The sequence below is a fragment of the Amycolatopsis sp. genome, assembly GCF_025464955.1.
GTDB lineage: Bacteria > Actinomycetota > Actinomycetes > Mycobacteriales > Pseudonocardiaceae > Amycolatopsis.
In genome coordinates this window covers 13931-34914 of record NZ_JAODNM010000079.1, presented here as the reverse complement: position 1 = coordinate 34914, position 20984 = coordinate 13931, and the positions used below count along the sequence as shown (strand labels likewise).

Sequence of the window (20984 nt, the reverse complement as noted above, 5' to 3'; positions counted from 1 at the left end):
GGACCCCGGCCCCGGAAAGAAGACGGCTGGAGCGCCACCGACCGCTGGGCCTTCGAAGGGTGGTCACACGCCACTGCCGGACCTTGGTGGGAAGAAGGAGTTCCAGCAGGCTGTTTCGAACTTCGGGATCAAGGTGGTCAGCGACCGCGGGTTCGTCGGCGGGCCGTTGGGGCACCGCAATGACGGCAACAAGAACTCGGCCGGGATCATCGGCACAGTGGCCGCGACGCCCGACGTGAACTTGACGGAGTTGGCGAAGAAGTACGCCGGGGGGTTTGACGGCAACACGAATTCGGTCGACGGCCGCTTCGGGTTGGTGATCGGGGTCAACTACACCGGGGGCGGTGCCGAGGCCCAGATCAATGCCGCGATCGACAAGTTCACCACCGAGTGGGAGAAGTCCGGCACCTTCCCGGTCGCCGTCGTGGGCTTCACCTGGAAGAACTCGGCGATCGAGCAAGGCAAAGCGGTCGCCGACCAGAAGACCATCCCGTACGGGGCGATCCGGGAGACGATCATCCGGCACCCGCGTACCGGGGAGATCACCCAGCAGGTCCTCGACGCCGGCCCGGGGACACATACCTATCTGCACACCGGTGACGCGGATGTCGATTCGCTCGTTACCGAGAACGGCCCGCTGTTCGACGCGGTCAACGCCAAGATCGACGTGAACAGCGAATTTCCGCCGGAAGTGATCAGCGGCGGCTACCACGTACGCGACCAGGACGGTCCCGTCGCGGTGAAAGCGGCGGCGATCGACCTCGCCGTCCGGGGTGGGATGGCGAAGGTCGATCCGCGCAGTGTCTACTTCCCGGAGCCGAACACCTTCGTCCGGGTCAATCCGGACACGAACGGCAAGGTGGAAACGGACATCACCTTCGGCGTCGCCAATGGCGAGTCGAAGACCTTGAACTACCACGGCCCGATGGAAGGCCGGGGCCTGTTCGACTCGGTCCTGAAGCAGCGGGGCCCGGGGCGGACTGGCAACGAGGACCCGATGGCGGTTTTCGACCCCCGGCTGGCGACGAAGACCGATGGCAGCCGGGTGGGTCAGAAGCTGGGCGGGGACAGCACCCAGGTGCTCAGCATTGTCCAGAGCCACGCCAACAAGGACACGTGGACGGGACAGATATCCCACTACATCTCGACTTACCATCCGGACGTCGATCCCAATCTCGCGGGGAACTTCGCGAATATCGCTTTCCACGGAATTTCCGGAGCCGGACCTGTTCCCACCAAGGGCGGGGTAAGTAAGGAACTCGACGGGGACATGGCGGCCATCAAGGCTGGCCTGTCCGACAACAAGGCATTGAGCAAGGCACTCGTCAAGTTGACGATGAACACGCGGAACGCCCTCATCGACGGCTTGAGCCCCGGACCTGGCAAGCAGACCGGTGGCAATTCGTTGCAGACTTCGTCGAATGCGCCGACGAGCACTCCGAATTCTTCGCATGCTCAGCCGTCTCCGCGGCGCCCTGGTGGCACGGATCCTCGTCCGTCGCCGTTCGGTGACCAGCGCGAGTCGGCGCCGCCGAGCAGGTTTACGTCGGAGCGGTTCGATCCGGACAAGCGGGGGATCACCGACGGAAAGGTGATTTCGGGTCGGGTTACGCAGATCCGTTTCGATGTGCGGCATTTCGAGACGACGCCGGGGAACTGGGTGCGGGAACTGACCGTGCCGATAGATCTGGTGTCGCACAGTGGGTCGGTTTCGCCGGAGGTTCGGGCGCAGATTGCGGCGGAGATCCAGCAGAGTCTGGACGACAACATCAACAACCGCCACCAGCTTCCTGGTGGTGACCAGTTGCATGTGACGGTCCAGGTGCGCACTCCGCCGAACGGTGACCGGGGTGCGTCGGATTGGCAGTCGAACAACTCGAAGAGCGTTCCGGTGAACGTGTTCGATCCTGGTGTCGATACCGCACTCGATGCGCGGACCAATCAGTTGGCGTTCAATGCTCATGACCCGGCGGCGATCTTCACCCATGAGGTGATGCACTTCGCCGGGCTCGGTGAAGGTTATGTCGATAAGGAGTTGTTGTTCAGGCGGCAGGATCAGGCCGGGGTCATGGGGCCGAAGGCCAGGGACGGTGTCGCGGTCCTCACCGACGACAACGTGAGCAAGATCGACGAGGTTTCCCGTCAGGCCGGTCCGATCCGCGATCACCCACTCGTCACGGGGCCGGCCACGGTGTCGACCACTACCGCCGGGCACCCCACGCCTTCGGCTGAGGCCGCGCCGCATCCGCAAGCGCAGACGCTGGATCCGCCGTCCGGTCCACCCCCGGGGTTTGTCGGACCGCTCAACCAGGGGTCCGAGAACCCGTTGCAGAGCCCCACCAACTCGCCCACCCCCGGCACAATCAACGGACTCCCCGCCCCGGACGTCACGCCGGGCGCCGTGGTGGGAAAGGTGCAGTTCGCTCCCGCCCAGGACGTCCAGCTCAGCACGCACGGAATGGTGGCAGTGGTCGCCGGCGGGGCCGACAAGGTGAGCAACTTCCACGACGCCGTGGTGCGCAGCCTGCCGGCCGACGCGCCCAAGGAACACGCGCGGATCACCGGCGACCTCGACCGGTTCCGCCAGGACAACCCGCTGAACGACAATCTCGACACGCTCGCCGAAGTCGGCGGGGTGCACGTACACGTGCTGAAGACCGACGGTTCGTGGCAGTCGGTCGGTCCGGTCACCGGACGGCCGGTGCACGTGGTCGAGACCGAGGTCAACGGCAAGCCAAGTTTCCTGGGGACCAAACAGGACGTCCAAATCGGACTGAAGGATGTCGTTTACCCTGGTTCGACGACCATGTCGTTCAACGGCGGGAAACACCTCGTCCACCGCGGTGAATTCGAAGTCGAGACGATCGCGGGCAAGCACTACGTCCGGATGTACACCGCTGTCGCGAACCCGGCCCCGGCCGGGTCGTCGCACAAGGACGTCCATCAGGACCAGGACGGCAAGGTGACGCTCTCCGGCGGCAGCGGGGACACCTTCTGGGCCGGCGGCGGCCGTCCGCTGCGCGCGGTGCAGTGGGTGGCGAAGTACCAGGGGGAGTGGAGCCACAAACCCGAAATGAAGCCGGTGCTCCGCTCCTATCTGGTGCCGTTGGAGAACTTCAACAACCTGACGAGGAACATGACGCTCGAGGGCGCTCCTCACTCCGACGGTCTCAGTATGAACGTGGACCAGAACGCCGACACGAACCAGTTCGGCGTCCGCGGCGTCGATCTCAAGGCGCTGCAGGACAACGCGCTCCCGGGGTCACTGGTCACCTACGCACCCGGCGGAAGCAAAGGGTACGGCGAGCAGAACCTCGCCGGACGCCAGGAGGACATCGCCGATCTGTACAGCAGGCTCGGCATCGACCCCGGCTTCTCCTCGACCGCGCTGGGCCACCGCAACGACCCGTGGTTCGACTGGGTCCAGCAGAAGGACGGCAGCTGGAAGTTCGGCGGCTTCCGCAACGACCCCGGTGCGCTGCGGAAGCTCGCCGAAGACCTGACGAACCAGCTCCATGCCTGGAAGAACTCTGATCTCGGCAAGTCTGCCGATCGGCTGCCGGACGCGATGATCGAGCCGCACACCGACTCGATCCCCGAGCCGAAGGGCGGCGGGGGCGGCGGTCGCAAGGGCTCGGCCAAACCTCTGACACCGAAGCAGCGTGAAGAAAACCTGAACGTCTTCATCAACAGTTTCGGGCCGCCCGCCGAAAACCTGAACCACGTCACGACCGTGGTCTCCAGGGACTTCGTCAGCGCGGTGAACTCCGAGATCACGACCACTCCGCCGCCCGTCGATCCCAAGGAGTTCCAGAAGCTCACTAACGAGGCCGTCAAGTTCTCCTTCCAAAGTGTCAAGAGCACTACGGAGAACAGCCTCAACAAGCTGCACGTCCCAGAGCCCGGCGCCCCGCCGCGGGTGGAGACCGTCGAACACGTCGTTGCCGTGCTGAAGCATCAGGATTTCGATTCCACTGTGGTCGATCCGATCGCCGGCAAGATCGCCACCTCGGTATCGCAGCACGACGCGTTCCAGTTGCTCGAACGCACGACGCCTGACGCGCAGACGAAACCGGGCCTGCAAGGTTTGCACGATGCCCTGCACGAACGCGTCCACGCACTGGTAAAGCAGAACTTCACCGAACTTGGCGGCAACGGCGAATTCGCGAAACAACTGAATGCCGCGAAGCAAGGAGCCGGGAAGAAAGCAGGCTGGTTCAGCGGCGACCGGGCCGAGAAGTTCTTCGACAAGGTCGTCAAGGATCTCAAGACCGATCCCACTCTGGTGGGCAAGCTCAAGTCGATGGACCTCAAGATCGACCCCAAGGCGCTGAACACCGTGCTGGAGGACCAGGTTCTCCCCGAAGCGGCGAGCAAGAACCTCGACGGCGTCAAGAAGGAAAACCTGATCGGGGTCTCGCCCGACGAGCTCCGCGGGAAGCTCGGCGGGGTGCTGCCGGCACTGAACAACGCGCTCGGTACGCAGCTCAAGGGGAACAGGGCACTCGGGCTCATCGATAAGACCTATCGCGACGACCTGGCGGCCAAGGTCTCCGCGAAGACGAGCCAGTCGGGGATGGACGCGCTGGGCAAGGCGAACTTCACCACCGTCAAGGCGGACGACGTCGATCATTTCATGGACAAGCTGCCCAGCTTCGCGACCCAGGCCCAGATCTCGGCGGCGATCGGCACCGACGCCCGGCGCGCCAAAGTCGACTTCAACACGCGTGACGACCAGGGTGAGCCGTTCGCCAACAACTTCGGCCACTGGCGTGACGTCCAGGTCACCGGGTATACGCGGAAACATGACCACACCGTGTTCACGCTGCACCGGGAGGTCGGGTCGGAGGTCAGCGCGACGATCGATCGGGAGTTGGCTGACCCGAACGACATGTCGGCGAAGAACATCCTCGACAAGCTGGTCACCGGGGTCGACCGCGACGTGTCGGCCGCCCACGACCAGTTGGGCCGCAAGTTCGCGGAGGTCGTCAAGGTCGAACGCCAGAACACGCAGTACCGGGCCAACCCCGCGGCCAACCCGAACACGTTCGGCGAACACGCGCAGATGGTGCTGAACCAGTTCCTGAAGCTGACGAAGAACGACGTCGACGCCACACGATTCGTTTCCCGTGACGCACTGGCCAAGGCGATCCTGTTCCACGACATGGAAAAGGTGAACTCGAAGAACCAGTTCGGCGACGGGCAAGGCCGGCACGACCAGGAACCCGAGCACCGTGGCGCGATCGACCAGATGAACCGGCACGAGGGGATCTGGAACGACAAGCGCGAGTTCGTGATCGCCCGCGCTGTCGTCGACTCGGACCCGTTCGGCTTCTACATGCGAAACATGGGGCTCAAGGCGGACGATGTCCACGCGTTCATCCACGACCTCGCGCAGAAAGTGAAGAACGCCGACGGCAGCGACCCCAGCCCGTCGGACGAGCTCAAGTTCTTCGACGAGTTCCACCAGTACTACCAGGCGGACTTCTCCTCCTACACCTCGGACGCCAGGTTCGTGAATGACAACACCGACGAGCTGGAGCGCGGTAAGAACGCTCTCCGCGGGTTCGATCGAGGTGGGGTCGACGACCCGCTCAAGCTTGTCGACGGCGGTCGCCGGTTCGCCTACGACAACGAAAGCAAGGCTGGCAAAGTCAGCTACGAGCAGAAGTTCCGGGAACTACGCAAGGTCTTCGAGGACGCGGCCACCGCGGCGCACGACCAGAGCTCCAGCCAGGTCAATCCCCTGCAGGCCCCGGCGAACGCACCGAAGAGCGATTCACCGCCGGTGGTTCAGGAGGACAAACTCGCTGCTGTTCCTTCGATACCTCTCACCCCTCCCGTCGACGGTCCACTCACTCCGGCAATGACGCCCGCCACGCGGGAGCCGTCGGCGGTGGAGAAGATGATTCCTGAGTACACCAAGGGAAACAAGGCGCTCGGCGCGGTCGTCGCGACCCAGGTCAAGGGTGCCGCGGACGTCGGTAGGAGCATCGACAGCCTGCTCTCGAACCTCAAACAGGGAAATTCGGTTGGCGTCGACAGGATTGTTTCGGCTCTTAATCCGGCGGAGTTCGAGTCGTTCCTCGGTGACGGCCGCAGCTTCGGAGTCCGGGTCGGCAACACCTGGTTCGAGGCCTCGGTCAAGGCCGAGCTGAAGCTGAAGGACGCCGGCCCGGACAAGGTGACCACGCCGGCGAGCGACACGCGGGTCGACGTCACCGTGCAGACGGGCGCCTCGTACGCCGAGACCCACACCGGGGACACTTCTCACGAGGTCGGCCTCTCCGGAAGTGGGACGTTGGCCGTCGGCCCGTATGTCTGGGCGGGTGGCCACGTCGTGCTCTCGGCACCGTCGACTGACCAGACCCTGTCCGCCGGGTTCACCGAGCAACGCGCAATCCGCTCGGGCGGGAACTCGAAGACCGCCGACGTCGACGTGGCCTACACGATCACCGTGACCTCGGCCGACGGCCGGGGGATGACCGGGTCCATTGTGGACGGCAACGTCTCGCTGCAGATCTCCGGCGACGTCAGCGAGATGAAGCCACCCAAGCTTCCCGCCACCCTCCCGACCCCGGACGCGGACTGGGCCGAAAAGGTGGAGTTCAAGGTCGCCGAAGCCGTGGTCATCGACGACCCGAAGAAGCTGTTCGACACGGTGAGCCGGGCGCTGCACCCATCGGTGACCAAGATCGGCGCGCCGGGCCGGACCTCGCTGCAGGAGTTCCTCAGCCCCAGCGGGATCCGCGCCCACCTCGGCCAGTTGTTCAACGGCGGCCCGGCGCTGTCGGCGGATCTGGTGAGTCCACACGGGAGTTACCGCAGCGCGGTGCGGATGGACGTGGAACTCAAGTCCGCCGAGCTGGTGGGAGTTCCGGGCACCGGGGACCTCCGGGTGCAGGAGACCTCGACTGCCGGTCGCGGGCAGAGCGCGTCGACCAAGGCGGGTTTCGACGCGAACATCACGCTCGGTTATGGGGCCCCCGGCGGGTATGCCGGGCTCAGCGGGGCGATGGCGCGCAAGACCACGGAAACCTCGCAGTCGGGCAGTACCAGCACCTCCCGGGCCGGTATCCAAGTCAAGGGCGAGGCCGGGATGTACAAGGTCGCGATGGAGGTGAAGGTGACCACGCCCGGCGGTGAGGTCATCACCGTTCCGGCGACCTCCTACATCCGGATGGGTCTACCCGAGGCCAAGGCACGGGGGCTGGCCGTCCCGGACAGCACGGCGGACAGGTTCACCGATGTCGGCAAGCGGTTTGAGCCGCCTTACCTGGCTTCGGAGATGGCCGCGGGAAATATCAAGGTCGGCGAGTTCGCCGCGGCGGCGAAGGTCCAGTCGCAGGTCGAGGAGACGCTCAAGAACCTCACCGGCTTCGAAAAGTTCCTGCCGAAGTGGACCAGGTCCTCACCGGAGACCGCCCGGACGGCCAAGAACGGCAGTGAGTTCGCAGAGCAGCTCGCGAACCTGCGCAAGATCGCCGCGGTACTCTCGCCGACCGCGCTGAAGTCCAAAATGGACAGCCTGGTCGGGCCTGGGGTCTCGGTCCAGCTCAAGCGCACCGGGTTGTTCACCGACACGTTCCTCAGCGTCACCGTCAAGGCGAAGACCGGCGAGGGCACCCATCTCGGACAGGCGGACGGACACAGTGTCCGCGCGGCCAGCACGGTCAGTCCGCAGCTGGGCAGCTCAACCTCGACTGAGAAGTCGTGGTCGGCAGGGGCAGAGGGCCAGCTGTACCTCCCGGTCGTCACAAACGTGGTGCGGGTGACCCCGTCGCCCGGCGGTTCGGTCGGGGTGACCGGCACCACGACGCACAAGAACGCGGCCGGGCCGACCGTCACCAGCAGCTCCACCAACGCCGGCAGCCCGGATGCCCAGGTGTTCTCGCACGACGTCGAGTTCGAGGTCGAGATCACCAGTTACACCCGGAACCGGCCGTGGGTGAAGCGGCTGACCCCGGGGTCCCCGTTCCGGATCACGCCGACGGTGTCGACGATCGCGAAGACGGGCGCTTCCGGCACCGGCCAGATCGACCTGCCGAAGATCTCCGGCAAGGTCGACCTGTGGGTCAACGACGGTTCCTCGCTGAAGACCGATCCTGCCGCGTTCGCTCCGCAACCGGTGACCTCGAAGGACATTGCCGCAGGAAACGTCCCGACCATCAAGGGGCTGCTCGGCCGGAAGCTGCCGGCGGCGCCGAAGTGGCTCCACGTCGAAGCCGTCGCCAACACCGAGGCCCTGCGCACCGCGGCGATCGATCAGCTGACCCGGGCCGCTGGCGGCGACGGGGTGCTCGGCCTGCCGGGCAGCGCGTCCCGCAACCGCGTCGACGCGCTGTTCTCCCCTGAGGTGATCAAGGCCAACCTGCACAAGCTCGTCGGCCACGGAGTGCGGGAAGGCGGTCTGAAATATGACCGCCGCCTGGCGGACCGGGTCGGCGCACTCGGGATGAGCATGTCGCTGAGCGCCCCCAAGCTAGTGACCGTCGCCGAAGCGGGCGGTATCGAGAACACCCTGACCGGGGGCTCGACGGCGAGCTACGACAAGTCGCACCAGACGTCCGTCGACACCAGCTTGTATGTCAACCTCCCGATCCGGGCAGCGGCGCACGCGAAGGGCCAGGGCGGTGTCCGCCCCTTGGTGAAGTGGCGGCCGTGGTCCAAGACCTCCGGGGCGTCCAGGGAGATCTCGGCCCAAGTCGACCACAACCTCTCGACGCCGTCCACGGGCCGCACGGTCCTGGTCCAGTTCGACGCGGACGTGAGGATCGTCGCCGAGACCCGGTTGGAGAGCCTGGTCAACGGATCGAGCATGGCCACCGGCGCGGACGTGAAGATGCCTGGCGCGGTGTTCGTGCGCGTGAGCGAGACCGAGGCCCGCGCGCTCGGCCTGCTGCCGCCCGCCCCGGCCACCACCCCGGTGCCCGGCACGATGACGCCGCCGGCCATGCTCCGCCTTGACGAGCCGTCGTCGCTCGGGCTCGGTGTCGTCGAGGAGGCCCCGAACCTCACCGGCCTGGTGCACAACGCGAGCACCGAGCTCGGCAAGCTCGGCTCCCGGCTGCTGCCGCAGTCGGTGCTGAACGACTCGATGAACAACCTCCAGCGGATGCTGGACTTGACCTCCGACGACAGCGTCAAGGCGTTGGTGGACAGCGCGCTGGACGGCGGAGTGCCGCTACTTGTGCACGATCCGGGCTTGCTCGGCAAGGACACCTACCAGGTGACTTTGCACGCCAAGGTCACCGAAGTCGAGTTCTCCGACGTGGTCAACGACGGCATCTCGATGGACCACACCCTTACCCGCTCGACAGCCGCCACGGAGTCGGCGGGAACCGGAACGTCCTACGGTGTCGGCTTACGCGTTCACGCCCGGGGTGTGATCAACGACCCGAACGTCACCGGCTCGGCGGGCGGTTTTTTCTCCACGGGGGTCACGAAGTCCCACTCCGATTCCAGCTCGAAGACGTCCAGCGAAACCGCCGAACAGACGCGGCTGGCCGATGGCCCCGCCGTCCGCTTCAAGGCGAAGGTGCAGTTCGAGCTCGTCGTGGAGAAGGGGGGCATGACGCTTCCCCCGATCACCTCGGTCGATGGCACGATGGTGGTCAGGACACCGGCGGACAACGAAAAGATCGCCGTAGGCGGCCGGCAGGCCCCGGGCAGCGTGCACAACCCGACGGACAAGCTGCTCACCCCCGCCGAGGGCACGGCCGCCAGCCTGCAGGCGTGGCAGTCGGAGGGCCGCCCGCTGCCGTCCTCGGCTTCTGCCGAAGGAGTCCGCGGCGTCGGCGCACTTCGTGACGCGGCCGTGCGGGCGCTGAAAGCGGCCGGGGCGAACGAAGGCATCGTCGGCTCGGGCACCGGTGCCAAGAACACGCTGTGGTCCTCGCTCAACACCGACGTGGTGCAGGCCAACCTCCCCGGCATGGTGGACGGCTCGCTCGACGTGCCCGGGTTGCACGAGGCCAGCGTGCTGGTCAGCCAGCACGCGGGGCTCAAGGTCTACGCCCGGATGGCCAATCCGAAGCTCGCCGGGCTCAGCGACGGGATCGACCTCAACCGGGCGGAAAGCTCCGGCACCAGCACGTCGACCGACAGCAAGGACACGCTGATCGCGGACACCGGTGTCAATCTCGGTACGTTCGCCCTGACCGACAGTCACAAGAACGAGCCTTACCTCAGCGGGGTCGAGGTCCGCGCCAATACCGACACTTCGCGCGGCTCGTCGGCCGGGACCTCCGGCAGCCACGGAAGTACGCTGAAGGCCAAGGGGCGCAGCGGTTTGGTCGGTTTTGACGTCGAGTACCGGGTGGTGGCCGACCTCGCCGGCGGGAAAACCGCGGTGGTCGAGCTGACCGTGCCCGACTCGGTGCGGATCCGCGTCTCCGACGCCGACCTGGAAACCGTGCTCGGCAATGGACCGCTGCCCGCTGCCCTGACCAGCGCCCAAGACGAGGTGAAGTCCACTGCGGACACCTGGCGCGGGGCCGAAGAAGCGACGGACAAGGCCCAGCGCGCGGCTGACGACCTCTGGCTCGAGCAGCCGGTCGCGACGCAGGAACACACTCAGGTGACAACCGGCCTGGACACCTCGACCAAGGCCATGGGGGTGCTCGACACCCGGATCCAGGGAGTCAAACAGGAATTCCGCCAGGCGCTCGCCTCGGCGAAGGACGTCGTCCGTGACACGGGCGTGAAACTGCGCACGGGCAGCGCGCAGGTCGCGGACCTGCAATTCCGCGCCGACCAGGCCCTGACCCTCGCGGGGGCGGCCGATCCGGCTTCGGCCGACCACGCCACGGTGATGCAGGTCCTCCGGCAGGCCAACACCGAGCTCGAGAACGCACTCGGCCGGCAGGCCGCGTTGGCGCGCGAGCGTTCCGACGCCCAGGACAGGGCCGCGCGTATTGACACGGTCCTCGACGGCTCGGTCGCGCAACGCGACCAGCTGCGTGCGCTGCCGCCCGCGACCGGGCACCTCGGCACTCTCGAGAACACGCTGGCAGACCTGGAGGCGCAGCGGCAGCGGCTCGACGTGGCCCAAGGGACACTGCGAACCGCCCAAGACGTCGCCGCGGCGAAGATCGGGGACCTGGCTGACCGGCGTGCGGCCGCCTTGACCACCCTGGCCGACGCCCGGCGGGACGCCGACGCCGCCCGGCAGAAGTGGTGGGACGCCAAGGTCGACGTCGACCAGCGGGTCGCCGACGTCAATTCCGGCACGCGGCAGCAGAACCGCGACAACGTGTTCGTCCAGGTCGACGACAATTCGGACGACGAGTTCGACCCGTCCGTATATATGACCGAGAACGCCGGAAACACTGCGAACACCGCCGCAGACGCGGGGGTTTTCCACGGTACCGACTGGGAAACCGGTGAGCTGTACTCCTTCGGCCAGTCGGACCTCGTTTCCCGCAGCTTGACCGACCACGAGGGCAACGTCATCGGCGTGACGTTCCTGCCGTCGGACACGGCCGACATCGAACAGCGGTGGGCGTCGCAGGACACGGGCGAGACCGGGCTGCTGGAAAAGGGCGTGACCAACGATGTCCTCGGTCCTCGCCTCGACGAGATGAGCCGCACGCGGAAGGCCCAGTTCATGGGCGGCCGTCCGTTCGGTCAGTGGTCGCACAACACCCAGGCGCCGTGGGCCGCAGACAAGGGCCGCGGCGGGACGTTCTTCGTGATGACCCACGGGAGCCCGACCTCGGTCACGGTGAACCTGCTGGGCCAGGGGCCGGCCGAGCGGACGGTACGGATCGACGGCGGGACACTGGCCCGGATCGTGACGGCCTCCGAACAGTTCGCACTGGCAGGTGCCCAGGATCGGCCTTCGGCGACGCTGATCGCCTGCTGGACAGGCAGGCTCACCGAACCCGGCGGGCTCGCCCACGACTTCCAGCAGGCACTGGCCAACCTCGGTGGACCGTCGACGGTCCACGCTCCCACCAAGCCCGCGGCGTTCACCGGGGACAACCTGGAGACCGGGAAACGGCCGATGATGGGCCAGGCCCTCGGGCTCCGCGGCGGTTTCACGACGGTCACCGACGGCGGCCACTGGGCGACGTTCGGCGACTCGGCCGAGACCGGCCACGTGGTCGACGAGCTCGTCCAAGCGATGTCCGACGGCCACCGGTACGCCGAGCCCGCCCGGCCTACCGGTGACGACCGGATCCCGCTGTCGGATCGGGGAAGTACGGTCGAGCTGGCCAACTCCCTGGCGGACATGCTGGTCACCGCCGTCGAGGGTCGGGAGTCCGGCGGTGCGTTGCCGCTGACCGCCGTGGCGCCGGCGGTGGGCGTCCACGAACGGCCGGACATCCTGTGGCCGGCGATCCTGACCAAACTGGCGGGCCGGGACGACATCGCGCCGAAGGTGCGCTGGGTGGTGGACCGCGAGTTCGACGCACACTCGGGTCAGTGGGTGCCGGTGGACTTGCCGCCGGCGGCTCGCGCGCTGTACACGGTCATCGGCAAGGGTGACTGGGCCGATGACCAGGTGCGTCGCCCGATCAGGATGAACGAGCCGGGCAGTTCGGGACCGGCGCGTGACTCCGCCGTCGAACTCGCACCGGACGCGATGCGGGTGTTGTTCGATGACGGTGGGTCGGTGGCCAATGAGCATGATGTCGGGCAGTTCGCTTCATGGTTCGCGGAGTCGGTGCTTGAGCGTGAGCAGGATGGCGTGTCGCCGCCCGTCGTCCACTTCACCGGTCCGCGGGATCTTGCCGAGGAGGCGCGTTACCACTTTGGTGCGGAGGTGGACCAGCGGCTCGACGACTTGACTGTCGGGCATGCTGACCAGTACGACACGGCGTCCCGTCTGAAGGTCGTCGAGTCGACTGACCCAACTGTGACGATCACGTCGATGCTGCCCGGCGACCCCGGCCTGGCGGCGTCGTCGAACTTGTCGGACTCGTTGGATTCCTTGCGCTCGAAGGATTCCTTTGACCCCGCGGACTGGACGGAGGTGGACTCCGCCGATGCCGACGAACAGGGCTACGTGGTGGTCCCCGCGAAACAGACCGAACAGCAGGCGCGAGCTCAAGAATTCGCGGAAAAGCTGAGAAGTGAAGGTCGGCTGCAGGTCAAGTATCAGGACTCCTTCGGCATCTTGCATCGTGATGGTGGCTCCGTAGAATTCAAGAAATTTGACGGTGGGACCGTCCGGCTCGACCAGAAGGAATGGCGTGCCTTTGTCAGGAATGCGGTTCTGGTCCAGGTGGACACGGCTACTGTCGCCGACCGGAACGGCGGCGAACTGACCGGGCGGATCGACGGCTCGCCACCGATGACGATGGAGTTCGACAAGTCGGGGATCTCGTTCGCGCACCGGTCCTACAATGCCCCGGCCCCGGTGTCCGTGTCGGGTGTGCTGCAGCCGAACGATCATCTGACGATCGAAAACTCCTTGGCTACGCTGCTGGCCCACGCTCGGCACGATCCGGAGTTCCTGCAGGGGTTCCTGCAGGAACGGCTGACGAAGAACAAGAGGGACTTCAACGATCAGCTCGGCTGGCACAACTACGGGGAGATCGACAACCTTCATTTCCGGCCCGACAAAGCAGCGCAGGCCGGCGCCAACAGGGGTCTGGTCGATCCGTCCGAGGTCGACAAGTCCATCACCCTGCGCCAATTCCTGGACTTTGTCGACAACGCGTCCGAAAAACTAGGGCTGTCCCAGCGTTTGCGTGAGCAGATCACCGGGTCGATCGGCACTGTTCGAGGCAGGATGGCGGTGGACGCCGACAAGCTGTACTTCAGCAGTGCGGGAAACCGTGACCTCGCCAAGCTTGTGGTGCTGGTGACGAAGCTGACCGATTCACGGGCGATCCCGGAAGCGCTCAGCGGCCTGGCGGACCGGCCGACCAGGGTGCCGATCGTGGGCTCCGACGTCCCGACGATCTTGGCGGGCACCGGGGACTACACCCCCGCGCTGAACAGCATCCTCGACCGGCACTGGCCGACTGTCGTGCACTGGATCACCCACCCCGACGCGGTGAGCGCGAACCCGGACTCGCAGCCGAGCCCCGACCAATCCGCCAACAGCGCAGGCCCGGAGGCGGGTCCGTCCGGCGGTACGGAGCTACTGACGATCAACGTGGGGACAGATCCCGAACTGACCCACGCCAAGCTCAAGCAGATAGTGACAAAGCTGGTACCCATCGCCAAACACCTCACGAAGTGGGCGCCCGCGGCGGAGCGCGGGCTGGCGAATCCGCGGGTGATGATCACCAGCACGGCGAGGACGGTCAAGGACGCGCAATGGGGCGCCGACATGGTCGCGGAACACCTGACCGATCGCGTCGGCGCCAAGGTGGTGAAACAGGCGCCCTTCCAGACTCGATGGGTCGTCGACAAAGCCGCGCCGCCCGGCGCGACGGTACGGATCACCTCCGGCGACGCCAGCTTGCCCGACCGCGGCCGGTTGCCGGCCGTGCCGACCGGAGACTACGGCGATCTGCCGGCGAACAGCCGGCAGCTGCGAAACGCCCGGGACACCCTGGTCGCTGCCCGCACCGCTCTGGTGGGCGCTCGAAAAGCGCTCTTCCTCGGGCCGTCCGGCGACTTGACCGCGTTGCGGAAGACACACGACACCGCTTGGTCGGCTTTCCGACTCGCCGACCAGAAGTACTCGAAGGCCGCCAGGGCGGCGCTGGGCCAGGCCGAGCGCGACCTCGCGGGCGCCCGCGCGACGGTCAAGGACGCCCGGAACGAGCTGCGGACGGCGTCGGCCGTGCTGCCGGCCGACAGCACACGCGTCGACGCCGCTCGCGTGGCCATGGCGGCGGCGGAAGCCGTGCAGACCAAGGCATCCCGGCTGCTGGCGGACGTTTCGCCGGGCGTCGGGCATCCGGTGCCGACTTCGATCCTCGACGACGAGTCTTGGCTGAACAGCGAGGCCGATACAGCGGACTGGTCGAACCCGCGCAACCCGGTGAGCGAACGGGATATCCAGGAAGCCCGGCTGAACGCGCCGTACTCGGTCGTCTCCAGCGAGGTCACGTCCGTCTGGCGGACACCCCGGGCGTGGGATCCGCGGCCGAGGAAGCTCCACAAGTACGGGGCGAACTTCTCCTACGACCTGCGCCGGTTCACGGTCGGCGGGGTCGGGGTGAAGGACTACACCGTCCGGCTATACCTCGATGTTCCTGCGACGGTCTCCGCCCCTCGGGAATTCCGGGTCCGGGCCGACGCGAAAATCGCTGTCGACCGGTTCTACAACCCCGGGTACCGGCTTCCGTCCGGGGACCAACTGCACGTGACGCTGCAGTTCGTCTCCTCCGCCGCCGAAGCGCACCATTCGGTCAAACTCGACGACTCTGCCGGCTACGCGCGTTCGAACACCGGGATGTGGTGGATCGGCGCCCCGGAGGACACCTTCGCCCACGAGATCGGGCACCTACTCGGGCTCAACGACGAGTACGCCGACCCGAAAACCGCGTTCACCAACCTCGGGCGGACCTTGCCCGAAGACGCGGTGCGCACCCGGGCCCACGCCGACCGGATCACCCGGAACGACTCGCGCCTGCACGAGGACAACGCCCTGATGACCGGCCGTACCGACCGGGCGACGGCCAAACTCAAGCCGAGGAACATCTACCAGCTCGAAAAGCATTCACAGGGGCTCGGTACCCCGTTCGAACCCACCGCCGGATTGGTACTGACGGCCGCGCGCGAGGACGAAAGCGACACGACGGTTGTCGAGGAGCTGGTGGCCTCACTGGGCAGGACGGACGTGCCGGCCACCCCGAAGCCCGGCGAACAGATCAGTATCGCCGACCGGGCGGGCACCCGGTGGCTCACGCGGGACCTGGCGATCAAGTTGGCGGCCGCGGTGAAGAAGCCGGGCGCAGTTCCGGGTGGTCTTCGGTTGACCGACGTCGCGGCTGAGGTGGGCAGGCATGAACGGCCGGAGGTGATCTGGTCTGCTCTGGTGACGTGGGCGGACCGCACTATCGCCGGCTCCATCAACCATGTGGTGGACCGGAAGTTCGACCACCAGGCTGGCCGGTGGGTGCCGGTGGAGCTGCCCGCCATGGCTCGCGATCTCTATACCGTCACCGGAAAGGCCGAGTGGGTGGCGGACGAGGTACTTCGTCCGATCAGGCTGCTCCGGCCGGATGAGCCGGGACCGTGGCGGGTCGCCGGCGAGGCCATGCCCGAGGTACTGACTATTTCGCCGACCGGGGAATCGATCCACAATGTGTCCGAAGTGGACATTTTAGCTCGATGGCTGGCGGAGTCGGCGATCGAGCGCTCGTCGGACCGGGTGCCGCTGCCCATCGCCCGGGTCGCGGGTCAGGGTGCGCTCGCGGATGCGACGCGGACGCGTCTGTTCGAGGAGACCTCCGCCCGGCTCGCCCTGTTGTCGCCGCCTGGCGCCCGGATCGACGCGCGGGCGATGATCCACCAGTCGTCTTCGGATGCGGCCGACGTGACTGTCAGCGTGTCACTGCCCGACCATCTGGTGACCGACTTCCCGTGGGCGGACTACGTTGCCGTGGCTCGGCGGGTGGTGCCTGCGCTGGAGAACGGTGAGGATCTCCTACGCCGGGCGGAGGACATCGTCCGGCCGCGGCACGGCTTGCCCACGGCCGGGAGCGCCGAGTTCGAGCTTCAGCTGAAGCTGACGGGGGATATCCGGTTCGCGGTGGCGCTTCGGTTGCATGAAGAGGGTGGTGACGTCGAACCTGAGGGGTCTGCTCAGCATCTGTCGGAGTTCCTGCTGGCGATGTTCGGCAAGGCGGACCTCGGTACGTCCACCGGATTCACGCATTTGGCGGCCGGGCCCGAACCGTCTACTTCGGACCTTTACAGCCACGACGCCGGGCTCGAGGTGCAGCACCACTCGATGCTCGACGCCGAAGGGCGGGTCGTCGGTGTTTCGTTCCTGACCGCGGCGAACAGCGTCCGCAACGTCGGTGCGTGGACCGCTGCCCCGCGCAACACCGACACTTACGGGTTCGCCTCCGGCGTCGCGGGGCAGTCCGGCGTCAGGCAAGCACTGGCGAACAGGCAGTACACGCGTGAGGTCGCCCCGTGGAGCGCCGACGCGACCACCGGCGGGACCTTCTACGTCAACGCGCCAGGGGTGCCGGACAGCGTCGAGGTGGTCTTGCGGGACGGCCGGACGAAGATGGTCGACGGCGGGACGCTGGCTCGGATCGTGGCGCGGACCGACGAGTTCAGGTCCGCGGGGGAGCGGTCCTCGGTGACCCTGCTGGTGTGCAGCGCGGGTAAGTTCACCGAGGACGGCGGCGTGGCGGTGAAATTCGCCGAGGCGTTGCGCGAGTTCGGCGGCCCGAGCCGGGTGCACGCGCCCACCACTGGGATGTTCATGGTGACCGAAGGGGCGTCGGGCTCGGCCGCTCGGAACGCGGTCACCTACGTGGAGGACGGCGGCTACTGGAACACCGTCGACGACGGTGCCTCGAGTGACGACGAAATGACGCCACCGTCCACTCCGGTCCTCGGCCCTCGTCGTGCGCAGCCGCCAGACCAGTCGGAGCGTCCGCCGGCCGTGCCAGTCGAGGAACAGGGCGACCGGCAGGCCACCTCCGCTGAGGAGAGCGAAGCCGAGCGTGAGCTGGCGAACGCGCGCGCCGCGGTGGCCTCAGCGCGGGCGGACGTTCGGGCCGCACAGAGTGAGCCTGCGCCGGGTGACGCGCGTGCGCAGTCCGCGCGGGCGGCGCTCAAAGCGGCCGAAGCCGTGCAGACCAAGGCTTCCCGGGCACTGGCCGACGTGTCTCGTGGCGCTCGACACCCCGAGCCGCGATCGATCCTTGACGACGAGTCCTGGCGCACCAGCGAAGCGGCTACTGCCGAATGGTCGGAGCCGCTCGACCCGGTGCGTGAGGAGGACATCCGGGTCGCCCGCCGGGAGGCGCCCGCCTCGGTCGTCGCCAGCGAGACCAACGACGTCCTCCGCCATCCCGTGAAGGAGGACTTTCCGGCCGCCCAGCGGGTGAAACACCCCGAGGACGATTCCAAGGACAGTCGTTATCTCGGGCGGCTCGACGGGTCGTTCGGTTACGACCTGCGCCGGTTCACCGTCAACGGTGTCGGGGTTCAGGACTACACGGTCCGCCTGTATCTCGACACCCGGCCGAACCCGGACGCGCTGGTCACGGCCTCGGCGGTGTCCGGGCAGCAGATCGCCGACCTGCGGGTCCGCGCGAAGCTCGGCGTCGACCAGTTCTTCAATCCGGGTTACCGGCTCCCGTCCGGGGACCAACTGCACGTGACCGTACAGTTCGTCGGTTCCGCGGCCGAAGCCCACCACTCGATCCTCGTCGACGGGTCCGCCGGCGTCCGGCGCTCCGACCAGGGGATGTGGTGGATCGGCGCGCAGGAGGTCACCCTCGCCCACGAGGTCGGGCACCTGCTCGGGCTTGACGACGAATACGCCGATGTCGCGAGCGCCTTGGCGCAGGGCGGGAAAGCACGTACGGCCAAAGCGACCCGCACGCAGGCTCACGCCGAGCGGATCGCCCGCGGTGGCTCACGTGTCCACTCCGACGACGGGCTGATGACCGCCGGTTACAAGCAGAAGGGCGCGGCGCTCAAGCCCAGAAACCTTTACGTGCTGGAAAAACGTGCGCAAGGACTGGGTACGCTGCCGGAGCCGATGTCGACGAACTTCCGGTTCGCCGAGGCGGAACCGGCGCAGGTTTCCGACGAGTTCCTCGGCACCGGCGACGTTCCCGCGGCGGGCAACGCCCTCGGTCTTGACGTTCCACTCGACGACCTGGCACTGGACGACCTGGGTGACGACCTCGGGATGGACCTGCTGGACTTCGGCCAGGGTTGGGACTCCTCAGGCGATCCAGCTCAGCAGCATCAACCAGCCGACGAGAACGGCGAACTGGAGGTCATCACGCTCAGGGCGCCGGCGCGCCCGGAACCCGATGTCGCGTCGGTCGATCCTGCCGCGGTCGCCGAAATCTTCGAGGAGTACCGCACTCGACCCGCGGCGATCGAGGTCTTGACCAGCGAGATCACCAGGGCACTGGCGACGAACGGGGCGAGCCTGGACGGCTACCGGCAGGCGTTGACCGCGCTCGATCTGTATGGGGTCGTCGGCACCTTCCTGAGCAAGGACGTGGATCCGCGGCTTTCCGCCGGGGCGCTGTTCGATGTCCTGGACCGCGCGGCCACCGACACCGCCAACTCCATCGAGTATGCCGGGAAGATCGCCGACAAGATGGACGAGCTCGAGGCGCAAGGCCTGATCGACACCATTTTCCACGGCCCCGGCGAGTTCGCCGACCGTCGGCGAGTCCTTTCCGGACATCTGGACGGCCGGCAACGGCAGGATACCGTTGACAGTCCGCGTCTCCGCAGTTCGGAGGCGGACCGGGCGCAGTTCCGTTCCGGGTATTCGGACTACGGTCGCGGAGCGGATCTTGTGCGGCGTGCGGTCGAGGAGGACTTGATCCAGGGGCCGGTGAGTGCTGAGGAGGATCTGGTCAGTGTCGCGGCGTCGGCCCGACCGGAGTTCCTCGGGCCGATCAACGCCGCGCTCCGGTCCGGCGACGAGGCGGCCGTGGGGCAGTATGAGCCGCTGATCCGGTTGATCACCTCCGGGATGAACCGGCTGCCGGTGTATCAGGGTGGTATCACGCGGACCATCGATCTGCCGGACACCGCCGCGGCACAGGTTGCCGCGGCGAGGTATGAGCCGGGAACCGTTGTGCAGGAGCAAGAGTTCACCAGCGCGTCGATCGCCCATAACCAGCCGGGGCAGATCCGGTTCCTGATCAACTCCGGCTCCGGCCGTGAAGTGTGGCGGGTCTCCGGGACCGGTGCGGGTGAGGTCGCTTTCCCACCGGGCACCCGGTTCAAGGTGGTCTTCCGCGAGGCCCAGGGGGACCGGTGGCTCATCGGCTTGGACGAGCAGGTGACCGAGCCGCCGGGGAAGGCCGAAGTCGTCGCGGGCAACGGGCCGCATCCGGTCGGAAACCCGCTGGTGTGGCTCTCTGCCAAGGCGATGGCCCTCCTCGACAAGGCAGGCCTGGCCGGATCGCTTGCCGGGGACGTCTTCGCCGAAGCCATCCGCGGCATCGCCCAGGGGTGGGACGGCGACGAGATCGGCCGAAACGGCACCTTCGAGCAGCGTGCCGAGGTGACTATGGCAGTGTTGCGCGTCTTCCGCCGCCGACGGCTCACCGTGGTCAACCTGGGTTGGCTGGCCAGATGGCGGGTGGCGGCGGCGGTCCGCGGGTATGTGGCGATGGAAAAGGAAGCGATGGCGGAACTGGATGCCGAGATCGCCGAACTCGACGAAATGGGCAAGGCTGAGGGAGTGATCAAGTCGGATGGCTGAGGACCAGTGGGTACTGCTCGTCGACCCGGCCTGGCAACCTGGAACCGCCGAAGGGGCCGCTACCGGGACAGGGGTGGCTGGGCCGCCGCTGGCCGCGGTGGTCGGCGGCTGGCTGGCCGGTGCCGACGGGACGGTGGGCCGGTTCGAAGCGAACCCGGCTTACGAACCGTCGGGCCCGGAATCCCCGACCGACCCGCTGGACGCCGCGCTCAGGCTGATGGCGCTCGGCGAAGTGGACTTCGATCGGCTGTCGGCCGTGCTCCGGGAGTCGGCCTTCTCGGTGGCGCTCGGCGCGCAAGGTGAGCCGCTGATCGCCCCGTCGCCCGACGACGTGCCGTCGCTGCTGGTGACGACCGCGCCCGTGCACCGCGCCCGGGTCCGTGCGCAGAGCTGGCAACTGTGCACCGCCGCCGAACTGGCCGGCTTGCTCCGCGAAGCCGGGGTGGACGTCCTGATCAACCCCGGCGCCCCGGCCTCAACCCGGCTGCTGGCCGAGTCCGTCGAACGCGCCGTTTCCAGCGCCCGGCGGAGCTGAGCCCCTCGCTCCCCGTGTTGCTGTGGGTGTAGTCGTAGTGCGCGCCGACTTTCTGGTGTCCGTAGCTGCAGGGCGAGGCGTGTCCTGCTGCAGAAGGACTGCGGTAGTCGG

2 protein-coding genes are annotated in these 20984 nt (G+C 67.2%); both read left to right on the top strand.

The genetic code is table 11. From position 1 onward, the window contains the following. The first annotated feature begins 133 nt into the window (after positions 1-133). Positions 134-20338 (top strand): hypothetical protein, encoded by a 20205-nt coding sequence (locus JWQ81_RS17485; protein ID WP_297542753.1) that lies wholly within the window; start codon positions 134-136, stop codon positions 20336-20338. Beyond that, the gene (locus JWQ81_RS17480; protein ID WP_297542751.1) at positions 20331-20873 is read left to right on the top strand and encodes a type VII secretion system-associated protein; all 543 of its coding nucleotides are present in this window, start codon (positions 20331-20333) and stop codon (positions 20871-20873) included. The genes JWQ81_RS17485 and JWQ81_RS17480 overlap by 8 nt, the downstream gene beginning before the upstream one ends. Positions 20874-20984 lie beyond the last annotated feature (111 nt).

Excerpts from the sequence above, each read along its gene's own strand:
- JWQ81_RS17480 (WP_297542751.1), top strand. The coding sequence starts at position 20,331 with ATGGCTGAGGACCAGTGGGTACTGCTCGTCGACCCGGCCTGGCAACCT.